This is a genomic window from Paenibacillus tyrphae (genome assembly GCF_000722545.1).
In the GTDB taxonomy this organism is placed as follows: domain Bacteria; phylum Bacillota; class Bacilli; order Paenibacillales; family NBRC-103111; genus Paenibacillus_G; species Paenibacillus_G tyrfis.
Genome location: NZ_JNVM01000006.1, coordinates 379,930 through 405,450, shown reverse-complemented (window position 1 = coordinate 405,450; position 25,521 = coordinate 379,930). Strand labels below are relative to the sequence as shown.

Annotated in this window: 23 protein-coding genes, 1 pseudogene and 1 riboswitch; of the genes and pseudogenes, 18 read left to right on the top strand and 6 right to left on the bottom strand. The window is 52.0% G+C overall.

Going from position 1 to position 25,521, the window contains the following annotated elements:
• Positions 1-37: 37 nt before the first annotated feature.
• Both ET33_RS08730 and ET33_RS08725 read left to right on the top strand, forming a co-directional pair.
• A complete protein-coding gene (locus ET33_RS08730) occupies positions 38-931 on the top strand; it encodes a carbohydrate ABC transporter permease (RefSeq protein WP_036679398.1) in 894 nt (297 codons plus the stop codon).
• 16 nt (positions 932-947) lie between these two features.
• Positions 948-1,784: a carbohydrate ABC transporter permease gene (locus ET33_RS08725; RefSeq protein WP_036679395.1), complete on the top strand. Its 837-nt coding sequence runs from the start codon at positions 948-950 to the stop codon at positions 1,782-1,784.
• Positions 1,785-1,886: 102 nt separating this feature from the next.
• On the opposite strand, the gene ET33_RS08720 is transcribed toward ET33_RS08725, so the two are convergent.
• Positions 1,887-2,873, bottom strand: coding sequence for an NAD(P)/FAD-dependent oxidoreductase (locus ET33_RS08720; RefSeq protein WP_036679393.1), 987 nt, complete (start codon positions 2,871-2,873; stop codon positions 1,887-1,889).
• Between the two features lie 419 nt (positions 2,874-3,292).
• On the opposite strand from ET33_RS08720, the gene ET33_RS08715 reads away from it, so the two are divergent.
• Positions 3,293-4,483: an NAD(P)/FAD-dependent oxidoreductase gene (locus ET33_RS08715; protein WP_036679390.1), complete on the top strand. Its 1,191-nt coding sequence runs from the start codon at positions 3,293-3,295 to the stop codon at positions 4,481-4,483.
• A 4-nt stretch (positions 4,484-4,487) separates the two neighbouring features.
• Positions 4,488-4,745, top strand: coding sequence for a hypothetical protein (locus ET33_RS08710; protein ID WP_010493665.1), 258 nt, complete (start codon positions 4,488-4,490; stop codon positions 4,743-4,745).
• A gap of 67 nt (positions 4,746-4,812) precedes the next feature.
• Here the strand turns inward: ET33_RS08710 and hemQ are convergent, their stop codons facing one another.
• Complete coding sequence (gene hemQ / locus ET33_RS08705) at positions 4,813-5,559, bottom strand: hydrogen peroxide-dependent heme synthase (protein WP_036679388.1); 747 nt, start codon at positions 5,557-5,559, stop codon at positions 4,813-4,815.
• Between the two features lie 397 nt (positions 5,560-5,956).
• Here hemQ and ET33_RS08700 point away from each other — a divergent pair, with 397 nt between their 5' ends.
• From ET33_RS08700 to dnaI, 3 genes are all read left to right on the top strand, one after another.
• On the top strand, positions 5,957-6,241 hold the full coding sequence (locus ET33_RS08700) for a YuiB family protein (RefSeq protein ID WP_179223545.1): 285 nt from the start codon (positions 5,957-5,959) through the stop codon (positions 6,239-6,241).
• Between the two features lie 425 nt (positions 6,242-6,666).
• Positions 6,667-8,166 (top strand): replication initiation and membrane attachment family protein, encoded by a 1,500-nt coding sequence (locus ET33_RS08695; protein ID WP_036679383.1) that lies wholly within the window; start codon positions 6,667-6,669, stop codon positions 8,164-8,166.
• An 87-nt stretch (positions 8,167-8,253) separates the two neighbouring features.
• The gene (dnaI, locus tag ET33_RS08690) at positions 8,254-9,210 is read left to right on the top strand and encodes a primosomal protein DnaI (RefSeq protein WP_036679380.1); all 957 of its coding nucleotides are present in this window, start codon (positions 8,254-8,256) and stop codon (positions 9,208-9,210) included.
• Between the two features lie 102 nt (positions 9,211-9,312).
• Here dnaI and ET33_RS38375 read toward each other — a convergent pair whose 3' ends face one another.
• Positions 9,313-9,462, bottom strand: coding sequence for a hypothetical protein (locus ET33_RS38375; protein ID WP_010493655.1), 150 nt, complete (start codon positions 9,460-9,462; stop codon positions 9,313-9,315).
• 217 nt (positions 9,463-9,679) lie between these two features.
• Here ET33_RS38375 and trxA point away from each other — a divergent pair, with 217 nt between their 5' ends.
• The gene (trxA, locus tag ET33_RS08685; protein WP_010493653.1) at positions 9,680-9,997 is read left to right on the top strand and encodes a thioredoxin; all 318 of its coding nucleotides are present in this window, start codon (positions 9,680-9,682) and stop codon (positions 9,995-9,997) included.
• Between the two features lie 90 nt (positions 9,998-10,087).
• Positions 10,088-12,148, top strand: coding sequence for an excinuclease ABC subunit UvrC (gene uvrC, locus ET33_RS08680; protein ID WP_036679377.1), 2,061 nt, complete (start codon positions 10,088-10,090; stop codon positions 12,146-12,148).
• Positions 12,149-12,278: 130 nt separating this feature from the next.
• On the opposite strand, the pseudogene ET33_RS39690 reads toward uvrC, so the two are convergent.
• Positions 12,279-12,524: pseudogene (locus ET33_RS39690) on the bottom strand (CPBP family intramembrane glutamic endopeptidase); the annotation flags it as partial.
• Between the two features lie 1,453 nt (positions 12,525-13,977).
• Positions 13,978-14,122: riboswitch (cyclic di-AMP (ydaO/yuaA leader) on the top strand.
• 67 nt (positions 14,123-14,189) lie between these two features.
• Here ET33_RS39690 and ET33_RS08670 point away from each other — a divergent pair.
• The 3 genes from ET33_RS08670 to ET33_RS08660 are packed head-to-tail and all read left to right on the top strand — an operon-like array spanning position 14,190 to position 17,507.
• The gene (locus ET33_RS08670; protein ID WP_036679374.1) at positions 14,190-15,542 is read left to right on the top strand and encodes a TrkH family potassium uptake protein; all 1,353 of its coding nucleotides are present in this window, start codon (positions 14,190-14,192) and stop codon (positions 15,540-15,542) included.
• A gap of 13 nt (positions 15,543-15,555) precedes the next feature.
• Entirely contained in the window at positions 15,556-16,218 is a 663-nt protein-coding gene (locus ET33_RS08665) for a potassium channel family protein (protein WP_036679370.1), read from the top strand.
• A gap of 53 nt (positions 16,219-16,271) precedes the next feature.
• The gene (locus ET33_RS08660; RefSeq protein ID WP_036679367.1) at positions 16,272-17,507 is read left to right on the top strand and encodes a cation:proton antiporter; all 1,236 of its coding nucleotides are present in this window, start codon (positions 16,272-16,274) and stop codon (positions 17,505-17,507) included.
• A gap of 18 nt (positions 17,508-17,525) precedes the next feature.
• Here ET33_RS08660 and ET33_RS08655 read toward each other — a convergent pair whose 3' ends face one another.
• Positions 17,526-18,434, bottom strand: coding sequence for a LysR family transcriptional regulator (locus ET33_RS08655; RefSeq protein ID WP_036679364.1), 909 nt, complete (start codon positions 18,432-18,434; stop codon positions 17,526-17,528).
• A gap of 264 nt (positions 18,435-18,698) precedes the next feature.
• On the opposite strand from ET33_RS08655, the gene ET33_RS08650 reads away from it, so the two are divergent.
• The 5 genes from ET33_RS08650 to ET33_RS08625 all read left to right on the top strand — a co-directional run bounded on the left by ET33_RS08650 (position 18,699) and on the right by ET33_RS08625 (position 23,750).
• Positions 18,699-19,355, top strand: a complete 657-nt coding sequence (locus ET33_RS08650) for a succinate dehydrogenase cytochrome b558 subunit (RefSeq protein WP_036679360.1) — start codon at positions 18,699-18,701, stop codon at positions 19,353-19,355.
• A gap of 15 nt (positions 19,356-19,370) precedes the next feature.
• Positions 19,371-21,131, top strand: a complete 1,761-nt coding sequence (sdhA, locus tag ET33_RS08645; protein WP_036679358.1) for a succinate dehydrogenase flavoprotein subunit — start codon at positions 19,371-19,373, stop codon at positions 21,129-21,131.
• A gap of 2 nt (positions 21,132-21,133) precedes the next feature.
• Positions 21,134-21,901 carry a succinate dehydrogenase iron-sulfur subunit gene (gene sdhB, locus ET33_RS08640; RefSeq protein WP_036679356.1) on the top strand — a complete coding sequence of 256 codons (768 nt, stop codon included), beginning with the start codon at positions 21,134-21,136 and terminating at the stop codon, positions 21,899-21,901.
• An 833-nt stretch (positions 21,902-22,734) separates the two neighbouring features.
• Positions 22,735-23,256: an accessory gene regulator ArgB-like protein gene (locus ET33_RS40585; RefSeq protein ID WP_036679352.1), complete on the top strand. Its 522-nt coding sequence runs from the start codon at positions 22,735-22,737 to the stop codon at positions 23,254-23,256.
• A gap of 152 nt (positions 23,257-23,408) precedes the next feature.
• On the top strand, positions 23,409-23,750 hold the full coding sequence (locus ET33_RS08625; protein ID WP_036679349.1) for a LytTR family transcriptional regulator DNA-binding domain-containing protein: 342 nt from the start codon (positions 23,409-23,411) through the stop codon (positions 23,748-23,750).
• 4 nt (positions 23,751-23,754) lie between these two features.
• Here ET33_RS08625 and ET33_RS08620 read toward each other — a convergent pair whose 3' ends face one another.
• Positions 23,755-24,156 (bottom strand): LytTR family transcriptional regulator DNA-binding domain-containing protein, encoded by a 402-nt coding sequence (locus ET33_RS08620; protein ID WP_036679347.1) that lies wholly within the window; start codon positions 24,154-24,156, stop codon positions 23,755-23,757.
• A gap of 249 nt (positions 24,157-24,405) precedes the next feature.
• Between ET33_RS08620 and ET33_RS08615 the strand changes: the two genes are divergently transcribed.
• Complete coding sequence (locus ET33_RS08615) at positions 24,406-25,470, top strand: LacI family DNA-binding transcriptional regulator (protein ID WP_036679345.1); 1,065 nt, start codon at positions 24,406-24,408, stop codon at positions 25,468-25,470.
• The last annotated feature ends 51 nt before the right edge of the window (positions 25,471-25,521 follow it).

Below are 25,521 nucleotides of genomic sequence, written 5' to 3'. Positions count from 1 at the left end.
CGGCTTCTCTATCGCTGCCGCCACAGGAGGTTCGGCGATGACAAGACAAAGTGTGGAAGCGGGCGAAAGGCTGTACGGCTGGTTGTTTGCTTCGCCCTGGCTGATCGGCTTGTTTATCTTTTTCCTTCTCCCGCTGGCTGCTTCCATCTACTTCAGCTTTACCACCTACAGCATTTTGGAGCCGGGGGAGTTCATCGGTCTTCGCAACTACCGCGAGCTTATGCAGGATAAAGTCTTTTGGGCGGCAGTCTATAATACCGTATACTTCGCCGTGTTCTTTGTTCCGCTCAGCATTGTGTTCGGCGTTATGCTCGCCTTGTTTTTGAACATGAAGGTGAAAGGGCTGGCGGTTTACCGGACGCTCTATTTTTTGCCGACGCTGGTTCCCCAGGTCGCTCTGGCCGTCTTGTGGATGTGGCTGCTGAATCCCCATTTCGGCTTGGTGAACGGCATGCTCGATAAGCTCGGGATCGCCGGCCCCGCCTGGCTGGGAAGCGAATTTTGGTCCAAGCCGTCCCTCATCCTGATGTCTTTGTGGGGAATCGGTCAGGCCGTGGTCATCTATTTGGCCGGTTTGCAGGATATTTCACAGGACTATTACGACGCGGCGGAAGTGGATGGGGCGAGCTGGCTGCAGAAGGTTCGAAGCGTAACGCTCCCGCTGCTGACACCGGTTATTTTTTTCAATCTGGTCATGGGTGTCATCGGGGCGTTTCAACAATTTACTTTGCCGTATACGCTCACCAAAGGGCAAGGAACGCCGGCCCATTCGCTTATGTTTTACGTCATGCATTTATATGATAACGGATTCAAATATTTCAAAATGGGCTATGCATCGGCAATGGCCTGGCTCCTGTTCTTGGCGATCATGCTGCTGACCGGAATCTTGTTTGCGACCTCCAAGCGGTGGGTTCATTATCAGGGGAAATGAGGGGGGCGAATCCACGGTGAACCGAAAATCGAAGAGCAGGCTGACGAACGTGTCGGCCCATGTCGTTTTGCTTCTGGCTTCCGTCTTTTTTATTACGCCGTTTATATGGCTTGTCTCTACCTCGCTCAAGCCGTCTACGCAAATTTTCACTTGGCCTCCGGAATGGATTCCGAAGCCCTTCACATGGGAAAATTACTCGGACGCCATGGAGTACATTCCGTTCTTCACCTATCTCAAGAACACGGTGGTCATTACCATTTTGAGCACGGCCGGCGCCGTTCTGTCGTGCCCACTCATCGCCTACAGCTTTGCCAAACTGAGATGGAACGGCAAAAAAGCGCTGTTCGCCCTGACGGTAGCGGTGATGATGATTCCCGGCCAGGTCACGATGATCCCGTTATTCGTGTTGTTTAACAAACTGGGATGGGTCGGCACGCCGCTGCCTTTAATCGTTCCGCTGTTTTTTGGCGCTCCGTTTTTTATTTTTTTGCTCCGGCAGTTTTTCCTGGGGCTTCCGGATGAATTGCTGGACGCAGCGAGAATCGACGGGGCGCACGAATTCACGATTTATTGGAAAGTGATTCTCCCGTTAGCCAAGCCCGCCGTTTTGTCGGTGGCGCTGTTTCAATTTATGAACAGCTGGACGGATTTTATCGGTCCGTTGCTTTACTTGACGAATGAAGCTTCGTATACGATGTCGCTCGGGCTTCAGCAGTTTCAGAATCAGAAGGGCTCGGAGTGGGGGCTCATGATGGCGGTCGCTACGATGATGACGGTTCCCGTCGTGATTTTGTTCTTCTTCACCCAGAAAAAATTCATTCAGGGAATTACGTTTTCGGGTATTAAGGGGTAACGGATTCGGCGGGAATTGTGCTGGTTAATAATAAAAAGATCGCTCTTGTCTTGTAGGAGCAGAGCGATCTTTTCGTTAAAGCCTATATAGATGAAAGTATTTTTACAATTTCATGTTGCTGCTGTGGCCTGGGGACAGCTTGGCTGTCGGATCGATATACACCTTCGCGTTGTTGATCGCGGTCGGCGCTTCGCCGAAACCGACGGCGATGAGCTTCAGCTTGCCGGGGTACGTCGTAATGTCGCCGGCAGCGAAAATGCCTGGGATGCTGGTTTCCATCCGCGAGTCGACGATGATGGAGCCATTGTCAATGTCCAGTCCCCATTCGGCAATCGGGCCGAGGGAGGAGACGAAGCCGAAGTTGACGATCACGGCATCGACATCGATGACGCGCTCTTCGCCCGACTTGCAGTCGGCAAGTACGACTTTCTCGATTTGGTCACGGCCTTCAAGCTTCTTGATTTCCGTTGGAGTGACGACTTCCACCTTGGACTTCATCAAATTCTCGACGCTGTGCTCATGCGCGCGGAATTTGTCGCGGCGGTGAATCAGCGTTACTTTCTCCGCGATCGGTTCCAGCATCAGAGCCCAGTCTACCGCGGAATCGCCTCCGCCGCTGATCAGTACCTTTTGGCCTGCGAAGCGGTTAAGGTCGCTGACGAAGTAGTGCAGGTTTTTCTTCTCGTATTGCGCGGCTTCCGGAAGTTCGAGCTTTCTCGGTTCGAACGCGCCGACGCCGCCGGTAATGATGACCGCTTTAGATTGATGCACGCCTTTGTCCGTCGTAACTTCGAATAGGCGCTCGTCTTTTTTCTCCACTTTTAATACCTTTTCTTCCAGGCAGATGGAAAGAGGGAAATGCTTCATTTGCGCTTCCAAATTATGAACAAGCTCTTGCGCTGTTACCTTCGGAAAGCCGGCTACGTCATAGATGTATTTCTCCGGATAAAGCGCTGCGAGCTGACCGCCCAGTTGTGGCATGCTTTCAATCAATTTAACGGAAGCTTGGCGCATTCCTCCGTAAAACGCCGCAAACATCCCTGCCGGGCCGCCGCCCACGATAATAATGTCGACGATTTCGCTGCTCATGGTGGGTCAAACACCTCCGAAACATAGTAAGGTCCATTCTAATTATAATCGTACGGCTACGGCATTGAAAATATAAATTAGACTTTTCAATGAGTGATATAATTAATTAGCCTGATAAAGTTTTTATATGGCAATAGGCAGCAGCCGAAGGAATCGAGAGATACCATCGTTAGTCTGGCGATTTTCCTAGGTTTTTAACCAAAATAAAACTTGCTATTTGCCTCGTATCATTATATTATTGCATTTGAATTGGTTAAAACTGTTGGTATAAATACACATCATTTGCTTATATTTTCAAATGCCGAAGGGAACGCTGTAGGGAGAAAAACCATTTTTCGGCGTCGCTTGTGTAATTTTTCACAAACAGTTTTCAAACTCATATACTATATAGAAAAATATGTGATGGAAGGGATAGAACCATGAGTCGAATTCCAAGAATAGTCATTTTAGGCGCAGGCTACGGCGGGATCGTAACGGCTATTCGGTTGCAAAAAGAGCTGAATTATAATGAAGCTGACGTCACGCTCGTAAACAAACACGACTATCATTACATTACGACCCATCTCCATATGCCTGCTGCAGGGACGGATAATCCCGAAAATGCACGCGTGAACATTCTGAAGCTGATCGACGAGTTCAAGATCGATTTCGTGAAATCGACCGTCGTTCAAATTCGGCCGCAAGAGAAAAAAGTCATTCTGGAAGAGGGCACGCTCTCTTACGATTACTTGGTCATCGGCTTGGGCGGCGAACCGGAAACGTTCGGCATCCCGGGGCTGAAAGAACATGCGATGAATATTCGCTCCATCAACAGCGTTCGCTTCATCCGCGAGCACGTGGAGTACCAATTCGCGAAGTTCAAGCGCGAGCCTTCCCGTACAGACTATCTGACCTTCGTTGTCGGCGGCGCCGGCTTCACCGGGATCGAGTTTGTCGGTGAATTGGCCGACCGGATTCCGGACCTGTGCAAAGAATTCGACGTGGACCCATCCCTCGTAAAAATATATAACATCGAAGCGGCTCCGACGGCGCTTCCGGGCTTCGATCCCGAGCTTGTCGAGTACGCAATGAACGTATTGAAGAACAAAGGCGTCACGTTCAAAATCGCGACCGCGATCAAAGAGTGCACCCCGGACGGCGTCGTGCTTGCAACCGGTGAAGAGATCAAATCCGCTACCGTCATCTGGACCGGCGGCGTTCGCGGCAACCATATGCTGGAGGAAGCCGGCTTCGAGACGATGCGCGGCCGCATCAAGGTCGACGATACGCTGCACGCACCAGGGCACGACAACGTATACGTGCTTGGCGATTGCTCGATCGTGATGAGCCCGGAAGGTCGTCCTTATCCGCCAACAGCGCAAATCTCGATGCAGCAAGCCGATGTGTGCGCGCACAATCTGGTAGCGCAAATCCGCGGCTCCGAGCTGAAAACGTTCGAGTATAAACCGAAAGGTACCGTAGCTTCTCTCGGACGCGGCGAAGCGATCGGAATCGTCGGCTCCAAGAAAATCAAGGGCGGTACCGCGGCCGTGATGAAAAAGCTCATCGATCTGCGCTACTTGTACATCATCGGCGGTATTCCGCTCGTGCTGAAGAAAGGCCGCTTCTAGTCCGATGCGCAACTGCAGCATTCAGGTTCGGGGGCTGCTGACCCGGGAGGAGCTTGACCGGTACAACGCTCTTCTTGAAGTAGGCCATTACCTCGAATCGCAGAACCGTTACGACCTGTCGTATATCGTGCAGAAAGAAATCGACATCCTCATTCTTCCGGCCATCGAGCGGCTGAAGGAAAAATCGCGGCAGCGCGACCGGGACACGGAAGAGTACTTGCGGCGCAAAGAGCTGGAACTCTTGGATGAAGACGACGAATAAACGAGCAAACCCTTGCAGCTTTCGTTTCGGCGAATGCCAGCAAGGGTTTTTTTGGCTGGTTGGCCCGTTACAGCTTCAGCATCGAAGCCATTTTCTCTTGATTCAGCAAGTTGCCGACATAGAAATCGCCGAACTCCCCGAAGCGGGCGCTCGTTTCGTCAAAGCGCATTTCATGAACGATTTTCTTGAATTGCAGCGCATCGTCCGCGAACAGCGTAACGCCCCATTCCCAATCGTCCAGACCGATGGAGCCGCCGATGATTTGCTTCACTTTGCCGGCGTAATTGCGGCCGATCATACCGTGTCCGCGCATAAAGTTGCGGCGGTCTTCGGCAGGCAGCATATACCAGTTGTCATTGCCCTCGCGCTTCTTGTTCATCGGGTAGAAGCAAATATGTCCCGCTTTCGGCAGGATCGGTTTCAGGCGCGCCACGACATCCGGGTCCTGCATCGGATCGGTCCCTGGCTTCGCCATATAAGCGCCGAGCTCGACCACAGAGACGTAAGAGTACGTCGGAATCGTCACTTGCGCGAACATGGTTTTGTTAAATTCGGTTTCCAGCTCGTTCAATTCTTCCAACGTCTCGCGCAGATGCATGAAGACGAAATCGGCTTTTTGTCCGACAACGGAATAAAAGGCGGTGCTGCCCTGCTTTTGGTCCTCGGTGCTCTGATATTTGCCGAGCAGGGTGTACAGTTCGTCCTCGGCGCGCGCTCTTTCTTGAGCAGTCAAGCTTTTCCAGGCGTTCCAATCGATTGCACGGAAATCATGCAAGCTATACCAGCCATCCAATGGATGTACGACTTCAGTCATTAACGGACACTCCCTTATTCCTTCAAAATGGGCACTGCTGCCAACTGCTTGTTTTATTGTAGCGAAATCGGCTGCAAAGGGCAAATGCGGCTCCGTGACGAAACGGCAAACTTTTTGTGAACGCTTGCCATATAATGCTATTACAATTCGGAGTCCGTATGCCGATGTACCTGTTAAAGGAGGCGTCCGTCATGACAAACCGGTTAACACTAGGCATTTTGATGGGGACGCTCATCAGCATCCCGTTTTGGATCGCGGCGATCGGCTGGTACCGTTTTATTTGTTCTCTTTTTTAGCTCGTGCCTGTGATTTTTTTCATATTTCGTTCACAACGGCTCACTTTACCGCGCCTTTGTTTTTTTATACAATATAGGCATATGGAAAGGAGCTGTCCGCTTTGCTGCAATTGATCATCGTAACCGTGCTGCTGTTCGTGCTGTTTTTCGGGCTCGGTTTTATTCTAAACATGCTTATGAAAACGACTTGGTTCCCCATTTACGGATATATAGCGCTCATGATCGGCTTGGTCATTTATTGGGGCTGGGGCACCGGTTCTCTCGCTTCGAACCTGGCCGAATATTCCATCGCTGATTACGTCCCTGCCATCGGCGGCCTGATCGGCGCCGTCCTCAGCGGCTCTACGATCAAATCCTTACGTCAAAAAGGCTTTAAAATGTTTTAGTTTTTGGGGTTTTAGGTTATGGTTTTTTGTATTGTTTTTTATTACTCTTTTCAAAGCAGGCTCTGCCGTTTGGCAGAGCTTATGTTTTTTTAGGAGGTAGCGGGAGGGTGGAGCGGAGAGTCGTGTGACTGCCGGAGCCTATGCTTCCGAAGCAGTTTTCTTTCAGAAAACTCTGAGTCTACGTGCCGCCTTTAAAATCGGATTCTTACCGCAAGGTAAGTTTAATAGAATCCGATTTTAAGAGCGGCCGGAGGCAGTCAGCACGACTCGCAGCGCAACTACCCAATCCCGAGCCCAGCCCCTCATCTCCAAAAAACACCTCTCTGCCAACCCCCAAAAGCCTGCTTTTTCCTTCTACCCTCTTTGTCGATTTGTGTGATAAAATGGAGGGTAAACATTTGAATCACGGATGGAGTTTTGATCGAATGCGGATAACGAATTTGCTGCATTTTTCCGAATATCACCGTTTCTATGTCATGCGGGATTTCGCTTTGAGCAGCTTGGATTATAAGATGATGGCCGCGGTGTATCAGCCGATGATCGGCGCTTACGCCGTCAGCGTGTACATGACGCTGTTCCAGCAGCTCCCTGCGGACAAAGTTGGGCATTCGGCGATGGAGCAGCAGCGCAAGCTGTTTCTGGCGCTGGAGCTGGAAGCGAGCGAGAACGGCCGGAAGCTGTTCATCGAGCAGACTTCAAGGCTGGAAGCGGTGGGGCTGCTCAAGACGTCGCGCCGGTTTGCGGCCGCTTCGGACGATTATGTGTACGAGTACACGCTGTTTGCGCCGCTGCCGCCGACGGAATTTTTCCGGAATCAGCATTTGACGCTGCTGCTGCGGGATAAGGTCGGCAAATATGCGGTGTTTGCGCTGCGGGACGAGCTGGTGCTGCCGGAAGCGCAGGAAATGGCGGACGCCAACACCGAAAATTTGTCCGTGCCGTTCTACGAGCTGTTCCGTCTGAATACGCAGGTGATCGATCACGAGCTGGAGAAAGCATTCTTCGAGTCGGCGGCGGCCAAGCCTGCCGAGGCGAAGCCGGAGGTCATGTACAAGGGCTATCAATATGCGGAGATCATTATGCATTTCCCACGGGAGTCCGTAAACCGGGACTTCGTGGAGCGGCTCAAATACGAGCCGGAGCAGCTGGCGACAATCAATTTTGTAGCGAAAAAGTACAACCTGTTCCTGACCGACGTATGCCGACTTTTGGACGAAGACGGCGTGTTTGACGAAGACGGCCGGATTGTGCTCGAGCTGCTTCAGCACAAAGCCAATCAAGTGTTCCGGCAAGATAAAAAGCGGACCGAAGAGCGGACGCGGCATATGGCGAGGATTGCCGATAAAACCGGCGAGACGGACCGCGCAAGCAATAGCCCGGCACCGGCGGGAGACAAAATCGTCGAGATGGAATATTACCTCGAAGTGCCCGATCTGTTTCAAGGGGAATGTAATCAGCACCAATACAACTACATTTTGCGCAATGAGCCGTACACGTTTTTGCTGGAGAAAATTTTCAGCCAAGGGTCGATCCCGGACGGGCTGCTCGATACGCTGGCCAAGGTCGATTTGAACTACGGCCTGCGCGAGGAAGTCATGAACGTGCTGATTCATTACATGTATGTCAATAAGCGTTCCTGGTCGAGAGCGTCCATCGAATTCAGCGTTACGGACATGCTGGCCAAGCAGGTCGGTACGTTCGAAGAAGCGGTTCAGTACATTCGCGAGCAAATGAAGTTTCAGGAGCAGCAGCGGACGCGCCGCAGCGGAGGCGCAAGCAGCGCGAATACTCCGGCCAGGGGAGGCCGGGGGCGGCAGAAGCCGGTCATTCCGATCGTCAAGGATACGCCGGCAGCCAAAACGCTGTCTTCGGCCGAGCGGGAAGCGCTCCGTAAAATGGCGCAGCAGCTCGACGGCAAGCTGTAGAGTCCAGCGGATAGAAACGGAAGGACGCGATCGTATTAGAGAAGCGTCAGCGATGCCCAACTGGCAATCAATGGGGAGGTGCAGCGGATGGAGTCGCTTGGGGAACTTTTGCGGGGCGGTCAGGGCCGTCAATTGCTGCAGCAGGCGGAAAATAAGGTGCGGGAAATTGCATCCGATCCGCTGATCGTCAAGCTGAGAGCCAAACACCCGGAGCTCGACAGCCAGACGATCAAGCTGAATTTGAACAAGCTGCACCAATATATTACGGAATATAACAATTGCAACAATTGCCCGGGGCTGGATCGATGCCCGAACGATATGGAAGGTCATTACACGATGCTGAACGTCGAGGCAGGGGACGATTGGACCCGAGTGTACGACCAGAAGGTCGCATGCAAGAAATTTATCGCCAAAGCGACGCAGGATTCGGTCCGCAGCCGGATTCGCAGCTTCTACGTGGATGAGCGGGCGCTGTCCCAAGGGTACTCGTCGCTCGAAATTTTCGATAAAGATCCGGACCGGGAAGAAGCAGTCGGCCGGATTATGCAATATATCGTAACCATTCGTCAGCAGGGGCTTCAGCCAACAGGCCTCTACTTAGCCGGTAACTTCGGAACGGGCAAGACGTTTCTGATGTGTTATTTGCTCTATGAGCTGGCAAAAGAAGGCTACAGCGGGGCGATCGTGTACATGCCGGATTTTGCCGAGGATCTGAAAACGATGTTCCAAGATCCGCTGAAGCTCAAGGAAACGATCGATGTGCTGAAGGAGACGGACCTGCTCGTCTTCGACGATATCGGGGCGGAGAATTTGAATCCTTGGCTTCGCGACCATGTGATGGGAGCGATCCTGAACTACCGGATGAACCGCAAGCCGACGTTTTTCACATCCAATCACGATCTGGATGCGTTGGAGAAGCATTTCAGCTTCACCAGCAAGGACGGGGACGAGGAATTCAAAGGGCGGCGCATCATGGACCGGATTCGGCCGTTTGTCGACGTAGTCATGGTGAACGGGGATAACAAGCGGGGGGGGCGCTCCTGATCCTAAAGGGCCGCGCTTAGCATGGAAAATGCACAAAAAAGCCTCTGCCCACCTCCGGAAATGGAGATCAAGCAGAGGCTTTTCGCAACGGCCGGACCATTATTACTTCATCATAAGCGAAGCCGCTGTCGCGATGATGCCGACCACGAGCAGGATGGCGAAGAAAACGCCGAAGCCCGTAGCGACGTCGATAAAGTCATTCCGTTGTTCTTCGTACACGTGCAGTTCGGGATTTCTTGTCGAGTCGTTCATAAAAGGTTCCTCCTTAGGGTTGTGCCGGGCAAAGCCGCCTGACGGCACAGCTTAGGCAGCTTAGCGATACTCATATACGGCTAGTATACCCAAAATCGTCTTCCATTGTAAAGGATGTAAAGTGACAATTGTGCAAACTTTGGCTCGGTTGAAAAAGGCTCTCGATGTGGTATACTTTACATGTTGACATTATTTCCGCAAAAGGAGAAATTGAATCATGGCTATCGTTAATGTGTCTGACCAATCTTTCTCGACTGAAGTAGAAGGATCCGGTACGGTTCTTGTAGATTTTTGGGCTCCTTGGTGTGGACCTTGCAAAATGATCGCTCCCGTGTTGGAGGAGCTGGATACAGAAATCGGCGAAAGTGTGAAAATCGCGAAAGTGAACGTGGACGACAATCCGGAGTCCGCTTCCCGTTTCGGCGTAATGAGCATTCCGACGCTGATCGTGTTCAAAGACGGCCAGCCGGTCGATAAAATCGTCGGCTTCCAGTCCAAAGATGCGCTGAAAAACGTATTGAGCCGCCACCAATAATTTGGCAGCCTGCGGATTGCGTGAGAAAAAGCTCTTTTTCTGCTATGCTGGAAAAAGAGCTTTTTGCCGTTGGGAAAGGGGAGGAATTCGTTGACCGAATATGCAGGGGAACCGGATCGACAGGACCGGAAAAAAATACTGGAAGCGATCAAAAACAAGCTGTCGCTCGTCCCGGAGCAGCCCGGCTGTTATCTGATGAAGAACCGGGAAGGCACGATCATCTATGTCGGCAAAGCGAAGGTGCTGCGCAACCGGCTGCGGTCCTATTTTACCGGGAGCCATACGATCAAGACGCAGCTGCTCGTAAACGATATCGTCGATTTTGAATACATCGTGACGGCCAATAACATGGAAGCGCTCATTTTGGAGTGCAATCTGATCAAAAAATATTATCCGCGATACAACGTTCTGCTGAAGGACGACAAGTCGTTTCCATACATCAAAATTACGAATGAAAAGCACCCCCGGCTGGAAGTGACGCGCCGGGTGCTGAAGGACAAGGCCAAATATTTCGGGCCTTATCCGAACCCGTACGCCGCAGGGGCGACGAAGAAGCTGCTGGACCGGCTGTATCCGCTCCGCAAATGCAAGACGCTCCCGGACCGTGTATGTCTGTACTATCATCTGGGACAGTGCATCGCGCCCTGTGAGTACGAGGTTGAGCAGGAGACGTACGACAAGATGGTGCACGAAATCAGCCGGTTTCTTGGCGGTGGGCATAACGAGATCAAGCAGGAGCTTACCCGCAAAATGCACGAAGCGGCCGAGGAGCTCAACTTCGAACGGGCGAAGGAGCTGCGGGACCAGATTCAGCATATCGATACGGTCATGGAGAAGCAGAAGATTACGACGACGGATACCGTGGATCGCGACGTTTTCGGCTTCGCCGTGGACAAGGGCTGGATGTGCGTGCAGATTCTCTATATGCGCCAAGGCAAGCTGATCGAGCGCCATGCGTCGTCCTTTCCGTACTACGGCGAAGCGTATGACGATTTCCTGACGTTCGTGACGCAATATTACAGCGAGAACCCGGCGCTGCCGAAGGAAGTGTTCCTCCCGGCATGGACGGAAGGGCAGCAGCCCGCGCCGGGCTCGGAAGCGGCTGCTACCGTCGAGGCGCCAACGACAGAGGCACATATGGAAATGGTGGCCGAAACCGGCGCAGCGTATTCCGTAGACGCTGATCCGGAGCCGGCCGATGATCCAGCGGAAGCGGACGACCCCGCCGGATCGGGGTCCAAAGCCGATGTGAAGGAAGCGCTGGAAAGCTGGCTTAAGGTCAAAGTGCATATTCCGCGGCGCGGACTTAAAAAAAATATGGTCGACATGGCATGCGACAATGCCCAGGTGTCGCTGGAAGAAAAATTCCGTCTGATTGAGCGCGACGCGGACCGGACGGTCAAAGCGGTCGAAAATCTGGGACAATGGCTTGGCATCGGAACGGTACACCGAATCGAGGCGTTCGACAACTCGAACATTCAAGGATCAGACCCGGTATCCGCGATGGTCGTATTTACGAACGGTAAGCCGGACCGCAAGGAGTACCGGAAGTACAAAATCCGTACCGTCCAAGGTCCGGATGATTACGAAACGATGCGGGAAGTGGTGCGCCGCCGGTACGAGCGGGTACTCAAGGAAGAACTGCAGATGCCCGACCTGATCGTCATCGACGGCGGGCGGGGCCATATGTCCGCGGCGATCGACGTACTGGAGAACGAGCTGGGGCTTTACATTCCCGTCTGCGGACTGGTCAAAGACGCAAAGCACAAAACCGCACAGCTACTGATCGGCGATCCGGCCGAAGTGGTCCCGGTGCCGCGCGACAGCCAGGAGTTTTATTTGCTCCAGCGCATTCAAGACGAAGTACACCGCTTCGCGATCACGTTCCACCGGGAGACCCGTGCCAAGTCGATGACCGTCTCGCAGCTTGACGCGATCCCCGGCATTGGGGAGAAGCGGCGCAAAGCGCTGCTCAAGCATTTCGGCTCGCTTAAAAAAATAAAAGAGGCCGAAGTCGTAGACTTCAAGCCTCTGGGAATCGGTGAGAAGCTGGCGGGCCAAATTTTATCGGCGTTAAACGGCCGGAATCCGGATTCGCCTCCGGAAGCGGGGGAGCTCCAGGAAGAGACAGAGCAGGCGGACGCCGATTAAACCGGCCGTGGAGCCATGCAATGATCCATCCGACCGCTGCGGGTACAAGGAGATACAGCGTTCCGAGGGCAATCTGCAGCGGCTCTCCCGTATACATAAGCGATAGTCCCATCAGAATGCTGTCCATAGCGGCGTGGGCGAACATAGCGGTCAGGAAGCCGTATCGCAGAAACGCCCATCCGAAGACAAGGCCGAGCACCGTCACCTCGATCAGCCGCGTGTACACCGGATAGATCGGGTACTGCGTATGGCTCATGGCCCAGATGACGCTGGGCAGGAGCACGGCCAGCACCCGGCTGCGGGTCAGTCTGAGCACGAGCGCAATCCCGAGCAGTCGGTAGACGGCTTCCTCCGATATCGCGGCAGCCCAAGCCATTAATGGGAAGAAGCCCGGCACGCGCATATTGTAGATGGAGTCCGTCGGCTCGCTGATCGCCCATACGTCGAACGCCTCGGAGGCGATGAAGAGCATCACTTGCTGCACCCCAAGGATGAACAAGCAGATCAAGTACCCGCGTACCATGGCCGTTCGCGTCTCGCTTCCGAAACGCGGATCGCGCCATACAGGCCACGCATTCCAGCCGCGGTTCAGCCAAAGCTGGCGTCCGGCCAGGAAGGAAAGGTAAGTCGAGCCGGCCATCAGCGTAATGAAAATATTCATAATGACCAAATAGATAGCGGCCTCCGGTTCCGAGGGGCCGCTTCCGTGCATGGTCCGGAAGGCCGGCAGCATATTGAAGTTGTTCGTCAGGTAGATCGCTAAAAACAACATCGACAGCACCGTGCCGCGTCCGAAGCGGACTTCCTTCCGATAGCGGATGATGACGATCAGCGCGGCAAACGTCATCATTAGAGACACCGCCATGCTGATTCTTGTCATCAGGGCCGACCGCTCGTCTTGGGCTTGCTGCCAGGAGATAAAGCTGTCCGGAGCCGGAAAAGCCGGTTTAAAGGACGCGATTTGTCCACCGGACACGTCGAGCCGCAGCTCCAGCTTCGCCTCGCCAATTTGTTCCGTTTTGCTTACATAAACGAGAGCTCCGTTACGTTCCTTGCCTTTTTCACTAGATAGGATAAACTGCTCCGGTGCGTAGCCCATGTCCCGGATCGCGCGCTCCGCCAATCGGACGAGATCGGTTTCGGCCGAGCTTACCGTATCGCTTTTGGCAACCGGAGATTTGTTGCGCGCCCAACCGAAGATTTGCAGCGTTTTGTAATTTACGGCGACGTAATAAGTTGTTTCGTTCGGCTTGTCGTTGATCTCGACCTCGTAAAACTCAAGCGGATATTGGTCTCCGTAGCGCTTCGTGTATTCGTCGTACAGGTGTTCTTTTTGCAGATAGCCGCTAATGGCCGTGTACGCTTGATACAGCACGTTCGTCTGCGGCTCCGGGGACAGCTTGAACCTGCCGCGCACAAAGTCGGTTGCCGCCGCGGCCGCTTGCTGCTTGGACACTTCCGGTACGTTCGTTGGGGCTTGGTCCGTTCGCTCCGTATCGCGAAAAAATGGAGAGACGACGATGACGCCAAAGTACAACAGCAGACCGATGACGGCAAGCAGCGGCAGGGGAGTTGCGGAATTAAATCGTTTCAGCATAAGAGCTCCTTATCGGATCCGGAATAATAACAGTGTATTCTTTTAAATTAGCATACATGCTCCGGGAAAATCCATCGAAATTGCGAGCATGTCCGGGGAAAAACGCGAAAAGCGAAGCGACATAGGTGTAAGAGCGCTTACATCTCTCCTAACGTTCTGATTCTCGTGACATTTCCGTCAAAAACAGCTTTGTACTTCCGGGCAAAGGGGATTATAATTCAATTCATATCAATTGAATAACAAGCCGAATTTCTTTACGAAAACGGGGGAACCATGATTTTAGGGGTGAATTCCGCAAGTCCTTTAAGGGCTTGTAGATAGGGTGCCTGTAAACCCGAATCCGTCAGCTAACCTCGTAGGCTTTTTTTGCAGGAACCTTTACACACGACACTAGGGTTTCCAGTGTCTTTTTTGTTGCCTGAAACCTGTTAACAGAGGTGTATGATGAAATCCATCGCCAAAAAAATCGAGCTGACGCCGCCGCAAATTTTAGTGATCGGCTTTGCGGCGATCATTCTGCTCGGGGCTACTCTGCTCTCCTTGCCAATCTCCTCGGCAAGCGGACAACCTACGCTCTTTATAGACGCGTTGTTTACGGCTACGTCCGCCACTTGCGTAACCGGATTGGTCGTTGTGGACACGGGCAGCCATTATTCCATGTTCGGACAAATTGTCATTATTTCCTTGATTCAGGTCGGAGGCCTCGGCTTTATGACCATGGCGACGTTGTTTGCTTTCGTACTAAGAAAGCGCATATCGCTCAAGGAACGGCTCATCTTGCAGGAAGCGATGAACCAAGGGAGCATGGAAGGGATCGTCCGCCTAATCCGGCGCGTCCTCGTCTACTCGCTTACGATCGAATTCGTTGCGGCCGTTATTTTCTCCATTCGATGGTCATTCGATTTAGGGATAGCCAAAGGCATTTATTTCGGCATATTCCATGCCATTTCGTTTTTTAACAACGCGGGCTTTGACTTATTCGGCTCCGTCGTCGCTCCGTTTACGAGTCTGACGACGTACGCGGACGATTGGATCGTGAACATCGTAGCGATGGGCTTAATCATATTGGGCGGCATAGGCTTCGTCGTCATGTCCGACGTCGTCGATTACAGGAAGCATAAACGGTTGTCCTTGCATTCCAAGGTTGTGCTGTCCGCCACCGGTCTTCTGATCGTGGTCGGGGCGATCGTCATCTTTATTTTCGAATTTACGAATCAGAAGACGCTGGGCTCGCTGAACTGGTCCGGCAAAATTCTCGCTTCGTTCTTTCAATCCGTTTCGCCGCGGACGGCCGGGGCGAACACGGTCGATATCGGTGCCATGCGCCAGGCGTCGCAATTTTTTATCATCATTCTGATGTTTATCGGGGCATCTCCGGGATCGACGGGCGGCGGGATTAAGACGACGACGTTCACCACGCTGATCGGGGCGATGATTGCCATGATCCGCGGGAAGGAAGATATCGTATTGTTCCATTACCGGCTCGGCAAGGATCGTATTCTTAAAGCGATTACGCTGACGATGATCGCTTTGTTTCTGGTCATTTTCGTTACGATGCTGCTGACCACGACGGAGAACCAGTCGTTTCTGAAGCTGCTCTTCGAAGTAACCTCCGCCTTCGGTACGGTCGGACTTACGATGGGCGTTACGCCTGACCTTTCTTTTTTCGGAAAAATTATGATTTCTCTCACCATGTTTGCCGGCCGTCTCGGACCGCTTACGCTCGCTTATGCGCTAGGACCAAAAGCGGAAAAAGAGTTGTACCGATACCCGGAAGGAAAAATTACGATCGGATAGGGGAAGCTAACGAATGAAACGTAGTCAGTATGCAGTCATCGGCCTCGGCCGCTTCGGTTCCAGCCTTGCAAAGGAACTGATCAAGCTCGGTTATGAGGTGCTGGGCATCGACAAGGATGAAGAAGCGGTGGAGGAGATGAGCGATGAGCTGACGCACGTCGTGGTGGCGGACGCTACCGACGAGGATGTGATCCGCTCGCTCGGCATCCGGAATTTCGATTGCGTTGTCGTTTCCATCGGCGATGACATTCAAGCGAGTATTTTGACGGCGATTTTGTTAAAAGATAGCGGTGTGGGCATGGTGGTGGCCAAGGCGCTGTCCGAGCTGCACGGCAAAGTGCTGCAAAAGATCGGCGTAGACCGAGTCATCTATCCCGAGCGGGATATGGGCATTCGCGTGGCGCACCAGCTGGTATCGCCCAATCTGCTTGATTATATCGAGCTATCGAAGGATTATACGATTGCCGAGCTCGCGGTGCCGCGCAGCTTGAACGGCCGTTCGTTGAAGGAGCTCGATCCGAGAGCGCGCTACGGCTGCAGCGTCGTTGCTATTAATAAGAAGAACGGCGTCATCATCGCTCCGACGGCCGAGGATATGGTGGAAGAACGCGATGTCATGGTCGTCATCGGCACGAACGAGCAGATCGAGACGTTCGAGAATGAGGTTATCCGGTAACAGACCGCGGTCGACCGAAGCAGGGCCGAGTTGTCAGGAGGCGAAGAGCACTAATGGAAAATAGCGTTATGATCGAACACGTACTCTTTCTTATTATATTTATCCTCCTCATCGGCATGATTTCCGGAAAAGTAGCGAGCTGGCTGAAACTGCCGGACGTCGCTCTTTTTTTGATCGCGGGCGTTGTTGTAGGGCAAGGGATGCATTTGGTCAACGAGCCGAGCAGCTCGTTTATGAACCAATTTATTTTGACGGCCGGATCGGCGCTCATTTTGTTCGACGGCGGCCGGAATATCCGGTTGTCGGGGCTTCGCAAAGTATGGATCACCGTATCTCTGCTCAGTGTACCCGGGGTTCTGATCACCTGCGCCGTCGTTGCTTTTGCCGCGCACTGGCTGCTCGGCATCCCGATGATGTACGCGGTGCTGCTCGGCGCAATCATTTCATCGACGGACCCGGCGACGCTCATCCCCGTTTTCAAGCAGGTGCGCATTCGTCCCAAGGTGCGGGAAACGGTCGAAAGCGAGTCCGCCTTCAACGACGCGACCGGCTCGATTCTGACTTTCTCGGTGCTCGGAGCTATCACAGGCGGTCAAGCCTTGTCGGTTGGCGCCAGCGTGATTGGCTTTGTGCAGACTGCCGTGGGCGGCATTGTCGTCGGTTTGCTTATCGGACTCGTTCTGGTCTATGTTACGGCTCACTTCAAGCTCGGCTGGCTGCGGGATTATGCGACCATCGCCTTGATCGTCACGGCGCTCGGCGCCTATTGGCTCGGTGACGTGCTGCACGTCAGCGGGTTTATGGCGACCTTCGTGGCCGGCCTCATCTGGGGCAATCACGAGCTGTTCAAGCTGGAGCTGGACGACAAGCTGAACGAAATGGCCCATTTTAGCGAAAATATGACGGTGGTTATGCGGATGCTTATCTTTATTATGCTGGGCAGCCAAGTGAATTTCCGGGTCATCCTCGATCACCTGTGGCCGAGTCTTGCCGTCATCGTCGTCTTTATGCTGATTGCCCGCCCGTTGACTGTGCTGGCCTGCGCGCTTCCGGACCGCAAGGCCGGATGGAAGCGCAACGAGATTGTATTCATGTTCTGGGTGCGCGAAACGGGAGTAATCCCGGCGGCATTATCGGGCATGGTTGTCGGGATGGGTGTGAAGTATGCGGACGTTATCGCGTCGGTCACGTTCCTGGCCGTACTGCTGACCATCCTGCTGCAGGCCGGAACGACGGCGTATGTCGCCCGCAGGCTCGGATTGGAGGAGAAGGCGGACGGAGAGACCTAACGCATCGTCCGCCTTCTTTTATAATGTATATTCGTCTGCCGTATGGTAATGCCGGACCGCTTGATCGATGAAGCGGCGGATAGACGGTTCAAGAACGGCCTCCTCCGTGAACAGGAGAGAGGTCGTTCTTTTCGTTTGTTCCAGCTCGGGGATGAAGCGCACGCTCAGCTCGTTGTCTTCAATTAGATTGCGCCGCAAATACGATTCGGGCAGGAGCGTTGCCGTTTTGCAGGTGGATACGAGCCGGGTAATCGCTTCGAACGAGTCGATCTCCATTTTGACATCCGGATGCACCCCGCAGCGGTGAAACATCTCATCCATCAAGACGCGGTACCATGTGCCCCGCGAAAACAAGATCATCGGCAGCTCGTGCAGATCTTGAATGAACAGCTCCTCCTTGTCAGCGAACGGATGCCCTTCGGGCAGAACGAGACAGAGCGGGTCGTCGAATAAGGGCACGCAGACGATGGACGGATCTTCGATCATGGAGGCGACGAGACCGATGTCCACGCGTTTTTCTTTGATGAGCGGCACGATCTCGTGCGTTTTGCCGGTAACGGCCTTGATGTCCGTATTCGGGTATTCGCGGGTATAGATCGTAATCAGGTCGGGCAGCGTCGACTGGAGCGTCGTCAGGCTTGCTCCGATGACGATGCTGGCGGGCTTGACGTTTGTTTTGAACGCCTGCAGCTTTTCGTGCAGCCGGCGTTCCAGCCGCTTCTGCTCCAGGGCGAACTCGTAGCATACCTCTCCGGCACGGGTTAGCTCCAACCGCTTGCCTTTGCGGACGAAGAGCTGAATGCCGAGCTCCTCCTCCAGCCGCATAATTTTACGCGACAGCGCAGGCTGGGAGACGTTGAGCAACTGCGACGCTTTATTCAAGCTCTGCTGCTCGACGACGGTGGCAAATACATCGATAAGCTCCATAGCGTATATCCTTCCTTTTCTTATATGACAATAAGTTATAAGCATATATAAAAAATCAGCACTTCCATTATAAGCGATTCAGGAGTACTATGGAATGTGTCACTTCTTGTTCACATTTTTTGCCGCAAACGGTATAAAAGCTTGTCGAAACATGGAAAATAGGCATAGCGTTTTTTGTTGACGCTCCCGATATGCGGGAGTACAATGGTAAATGGTTTTGACGAAGCGGTGACAAGCCTTAATCTGAGGGGGGAACTAGTTTCAATGTTTAAAAATTCTTACTTTTCACGGAAGCTGCATTCATTGCTTGGTGTCATTCCGGTCGGCTTCTTCCTGATCGAGCACCTGCTGACGAACTACAAGGCGTTCAGCGGCGGACATGCGGCTTTTCTGGATCAAGTGTTCTGGCTGCATGAACTGCCGCTCATGCTGCTGCTGGAAATTGTCGGCATTTGGATTCCGCTCGCCTATCACGCCATCTACGGGTTGTATGTGGCTTATACGGCGCGCAACAACGTGTCCAACTACGGCTATTTCCGCAACCAAATGTTTTTCTTGCAGCGCGTAACCGGTGTCATTACGTTCTTGTTCGTGGCCTTTCACTTCTTCCAAACGCGTCTGCAAATCTCGCTTGGAGCGGTAGCGCAAGATGCGGTGGGCATCCACATGCACGAGATTGTGAGCAACAACATCTACTTCATTATGTACTGTATTGGTATCGTTGCGGCCGTGTTCCACTTCAGCAACGGCATGTGGTCTTTCCTCGTCAGCTGGGGGATTACCGTGGGGCCGCGCGCGCAGCGAGTTTCGACTTACGTATGGATGGGCGTATTCGTGGTCATGTCCGTCATGTTTATTTTGTCCTTGACGGCATTTTTGAATCCGGATTTCAGTCAGCTGCCGAAAATGGCGAAAGGTTAAGGGGGAGGGACGATCATGGCGAATTCAAAAATCATCGTAGTCGGTGGAGGCTTGGCTGGTTTGATGGCCACCATCAAAGCGGCAGAGGCTGGGGTTCACGTCGACCTGTTCTCCTTGGTGCCGGTTAAACGTTCCCACTCCGTGTGCGCGCAAGGCGGCATCAACGGAGCGGTGAATACGAAAGGGGAAGGCGACTCCCCGTGGGAACACTTTGACGATACGGTTTACGGCGGAGACTTTCTGGCCAACCAGCCGCCGGTTAAAGCGATGTGCGAAGCGGCGCCGGGCATCATCCACTTGATGGACCGGATGGGCGTTATGTTCAACCGTACGCCGGAAGGCCTTCTCGATTTCCGCCGTTTCGGGGGAACGAAGCATCACCGTACGGCGTTTGCCGGAGCAACGACAGGCCAACAGCTGCTGTATGCGCTTGACGAGCAAGTACGCCGCTGGGAAACGGCCGGTCTGGTGAAAAAATACGAGCATTGGGAGTTCATGGGCGCGGTGCTCGACGACGACGGCGTATGCCGCGGGATTGCCGGACAAGACCTGCGCAGCATGGAAGTCAATACCTTCAAGGCCGATGCGGTTATTTTGGCGACAGGTGGTCCTGGGATCATCTTCGGTAAAACGACGAACTCGGTTATCAATACGGGTACGGCGGCCAGTGCGGTATATCAGCAAGGCGTTTATTACGCGAACGGCGAGTTCATTCAGATTCACCCGACGGCGATTCCGGGCGACGACAAGCTTCGTCTCATGTCCGAATCCGCGCGCGGTGAAGGCGGACGCGTATGGACGTATAAAGACGGCAAGCCGTGGTACTTCCTTGAAGAAAAATATCCGGCTTACGGAAACCTGGTACCGCGCGATATCGCGACACGGGAAATTTTCTCTGTCTGCGTCGATATGAAGCTCGGCGTGAACGGCGAGAACATGGTGTATCTCGACCTGTCGCATAAAGATCCGAAGGAGCTTGACGTCAAGCTCGGCGGGATCATCGAGATCTATGAGAAATTCATGGGCGACGATCCGCGCAAAATTCCGATGAAGATTTTCCCTGCCGTGCACTACTCGATGGGCGGCATGTGGGTTGACTATAACCAAATGACGAATATTCCGGGGCTGTTCGCCTGTGGCGAGTGCGAGTACCAGTACCATGGTGCCAACCGTCTGGGTGCGAACTCGCTGCTTTCCGCGATCTACGGCGGTATGATCACCGGTCCGAAGGCCATTGAATATATCAAAGGCTTGGATAAGCATGCCGAAGACGTTTCGTCGACGGTTTATGATCGCGCGAAAAAGGAACACACGGACAAATACGAAAGCATCTTGAAAATGAACGGTACCGAGAATGCTTACGTGCTCCACAAAGAGCTGGGCGAGTGGATGACGAACAACATGACCGTTGTGCGCTACAACAAGCAGCTCCAACAAACGCTCGACAAAATCAACGAGCTGAAGCAGCGCTACAAAAACATCAACATCAACGACTCGGCCCGTTTCAACAACCCGGGTGTGGCATTCACCCGCCAGCTGTGGAACATGCTTGAGCTGTCCCACGCGATGACGCTCGGCGCTCTGCTTCGCGACGAAAGCCGCGGCGCGCACTACAAGCCGGAGTTCCCGGATCGTAACGACGAGCAGTTCCTGAAAACGACGAAGGCGAAATGGACGCCGGACGGTCCGCAAATCGATTGGGAAGACGTTGACGTATCGCTGATCGAACCGAGAAAGCGTGACTACACGACCGACAAGAAGAAGGGAGGTCATTAATCATGGCCGAAGCAACTGCAGCAGCGAATAAAAAGGTCAAGTTCATCGTAACGCGTCAGGATTCTGCGGAAAGCAAACCGTACACGGAAGAGTTCGAGGTTCCTTACCGTCCGAATATGAACGTGATCAGCGCGTTGATGGAGATTCAGCGGAACCCGGTGAACGCAAGCGGCAATAAAACGACACCGGTCTGCTGGGAATCGAACTGTCTGGAAGAAGTGTGCGGCGCTTGCTCGATGGTCATTAACGGCAAGCCGCGGCAAGCTTGCTCCGCGCTCGTTGACAAGCTGGAGCAGCCGATTCGCATCGCGCCGATGACGACATTCCCGGTCGTTCGCGACCTGGTGATCAACCGTGAGCGCATGTTTGCCGCTCTGAAGAAGGTTAAAGCATGGATTCCGATCGACGGTACGTACGACCTCGGTCCGGGACCGCGGATGGCCGAGTCCAAGCGTCAATGGGCCTATGAGCTGTCCAAATGCATGACCTGCGGCGTATGTCTTGAGTCCTGCCCGAACGTGAACGACAAAACGACGTTTATCGGTCCGGCAGCCGTCTCGCAAGTGCGTTTGTTCAACGCGCATCCGACAGGCGAGATGAACGCTCACGAGCGTCTGGAAGCTTTGATGGAAGACGGCGGCATCGAAGGCTGCGGCAACTCGCAGAACTGCGTGCGCTCTTGTCCGAAAGGCATTCCGCTCACCACGTCGATCGCGGCAATGAACCTCGATACGACGAAGCATTTGTTCAAGAAATGGCTTAGCGTGTAATCATACTCGTACTAAAATTCTCCCTTGCTGCGATCGCAGGGGAGAATTTTTTTGTTTGAGAATAGGCAGTTTAGATCATCTTTTCCAATTTATGTCCTTGTCGAAATATGTAAATGGAAGTATATTAATACAAGGTATAATCAGGAAAAATTGTTAAGATAGCCATTGTGGGAGCGCGGTTGCATTGGTCGATTTTATATTGTTCATGGTCTTTTCGATAATGGAAACAATGGCGATGTATTATTTGATGTTCCGTTTGTTCAAGTTCGATATGTACCCGGTTTCGATTGTATTTGCGAGTGCGGTAGCGTCGTTTATTTCGTATACGAATCGAAATGTATATGAGATTCAGTCTATAGATGTTCTCGTGCAAATGTTTCTAATGTTTATGTTTGTTTGGCTGTTATTCAGAGTTCATCCATTTTACGCCGGGATTATGACATGCAGCACTTATTTGGGGTATGTGATCATACAAGCTACTTGCTATTTCATCTTAGAGGCAATAGGTATATTTGAGATTAAAGCCTTGACGAACAATATAGTAGGGACGAATCTTCTTCAAACCCTTACAGCTTCCTCTGCTTGGTTACTGGGATGGTGGATTAAAAAAGGCAGGAAAGGCTTTGATTTTGTTCCGCATTCCCAATTCGTCATGGTTAAAATGAGCAAAGTTAATATCATGTTTATAGGCATGAATGCATTGTCGGTTTTTGTCTTATCGTTTGTTTATAATTTATTTGCACATGATAATATGAAATTAGTCTATATATTTTTTGTGCTGATTCTAATTATGTACTGTATATTATATTTTTCTTATAAAAAGGACCGCAGCGATGATTAACAGACCTGCTCGGGCAGTATCCGTTTGGATAAAAAATGCGAATCCGGAGAAAACGACAAGTATTGAAATTATGGAATATGCATTAAGCATTTTATTTAATACATTGTCGATTGTAGTGATTACATTGATCATGGGCTACATATTCGGAAAGCTTTATGAAACGATAATTGTTTTAATATCGTTCGCTTGGTTGAGAATTTTTTCGGGCGGGTTCCATATTAGGTCTAGTATAGGCTGTATACTAGTTTCTGTTTTCATATGTACATTGTTACCGCATTTGCCGGAATTCAGTGTTTCAATTGTGACTCTTACCAATGTTACAAGTATTATTTTACTGCTTCTTTTTGCCCCAAATATCGATCAGGAAACCAAATTGAAGGACGTTTATCATCCTGTATATAAATGTTTAGCCGTAGGTCTCGTAAGCATCAATTTTATTTATATGTCTTCGTTACTAGCCATCACATTTTTTGTCCAGTGTTTGACCATCATTCCTTTAAAAAGAGAGGGGTAGTTCTTTGAAAAAGCATATTGCTCAACTAGTTTCAGCTATTTTAGCCGTATGTGCTTCGGTTTTTATCGTTACATTAAAACCAATGGTCTTTAGTCCCAAAGCCCCGAAAGAACTGGTCGACAAATAAGTATGAGTTTGGAGTTGGATTTACAATGCGAGTGCTTCGGGAGGACGGTTCGGGTTACGAACTTGACGACGATGAGATCGTTTTTTTCACCACTCATAATAATGTCATCAGCGTACATACCCGCACTGAACGATATATCGTTCCAACAACCCTCGACCAGCTGAGCAAAGCGTATCAAGATTTGTCGTTCGATAAGGTGGATCGATCTTATAGCGTAAAAATGGACCGGATTGCAGGTTACCATGCCGTTCGTAAGGCGGTTTATTTCGAGGAGGAAACGACGGACAACACGAAATATGCTCCCGTTTCCGAGCCCAATATGAAAAAAGTATTAAAGCATTTGGAAAAGAAAAAAGACCAACCTTGAAAGGCTAGTCTTTTTTCGGCAGCGCTCCGGAGATCGATTGGCATCGGTTATGGTTGATGCGCTGATGAACGATGTCTTGCAGCAGATGCATGAACATCCAGCTGATGGAAGCGAACTTGCTTCGCTCTGTGGGGAAATCGTCAAAGTAAGCCTTCAAATGGTGTCCGACCCCTTTGACCTTCGACATGTTCACGACATTGGAGCCATCGAGCTGCCAGAAGTCTTCAATATGATTTTCCAGATCGTCCAAATCAGCGATAGCCCGGTATTCTCCGTGTAAAGTATGGAAAATAAGCCTTCCGGACTTATCCTTTTCGGTATAAAGAACATCGCTGTGGAGATCGATAACGGCGAGTCTGCTTTCTCCCGTTGGCAAAGTTTGAATAACCGACATGGGCGATTTCATGGAGGCTCTCCTTTTGTGTACTTTTTAACAAAAAAGTAGATACTAAATAATGGGTAACCATGGAATTGTTTACTAAAAAGGATAACATAGATTTAGTAATTTTTTTACATTGGTTTAAAATTTAAATCCTCTATTGACAAAATAAGCCAACCGTATCTATAAAATTCCGTTGACGAATCGGTAGGTTAGAGAGTAAAATAGACATAAATTTAAACGTTTAAATCATGTTGAAGAATTGGAGTGCCGGTTATGAGCAAAAAGCGCCAAATCACGATCGTAGATCTGGCAGAGGCTGCCGGCGTATCGATTGCTACGGTGTCGAACGTGCTGAATCGACGAAATGTGCCGATGTCGGCCGAGACGATCCGGAAGGTGGAAGCGGCGGCGGAGCTTCTCGGGTACCGCCGCAATGTGATGGCTGCCAGCCTCAGCAGCAAAAAGTCTTACGAGCTAGGGATGCTTGTACCAAGCTTCGGCGGGTATTACGGGCGTTTTGCCGAAGAGATGCAGCGCACCGCTCACCAGTACGGGTATCATCTGTCTGTATTTTCGGCGGCGGGCTTCGATCCGGAGATCGAGAAGCGTCACTTGGACGTGCTGCTGCAGCGCAGGGTAGACGGGTTGTTTTGCCACGGGTTGGCTATGTCACAGGAAGCTACCAGCCAGATCGTATCGGATGGCACCCCGTTGGTCCTGTTTAACGCTTGGGGGTGGCCGAGCGACATCGCGGCCGGGGCGGTCAATCTCGATTTTCTGGAAGGCTGCGACACGATCGTGCGGCATTTGTACGATCAGGGCAGCCGGAAGATGGTTTACTTAGCGAAAGCAAAATCGCTTGGAACGGACCGACAGCGCCGGATCGGCTTCCGTAACGGATTGGACCGACTTCCGGAATCGATCCCGTCTGCGATCGTGGAGATGGATGACGGGCTCACGATGGATGAAGCGGTGGAACAGGTGCTTGCTTTTTCGGATGGGGTTCGGCCGATCGGGGTGATGGGATTCGACGATAATGTGGCGTTGGCGTTCATGTTTGCCGTACTGCGCTATGGATACAAGGTTCCGCAGGACGTGCAGATCGTCGGAGTCAATAACGATCCGTTCACATCGGTCTGCTATCCGTCGATGACGACGATGAACATTCCTTACGACAAACAGGCGCGGCAGGCCATCCGGTTAATGCTGGAGCAGCTCGGGGAGATCGAGACAATGGTGCGGATCGATGGGAATTCCGATCGAGTCGAGATTACCGATGCGCACGAGGTTCGCGTTCCGATGCAGCTTGTCCCGCGCATGTCTACCCAGTCGGTCTGACGACGGGCTTCATTGGCCTCCGGGCCCTACATAGACGACAACAAGAAAAAA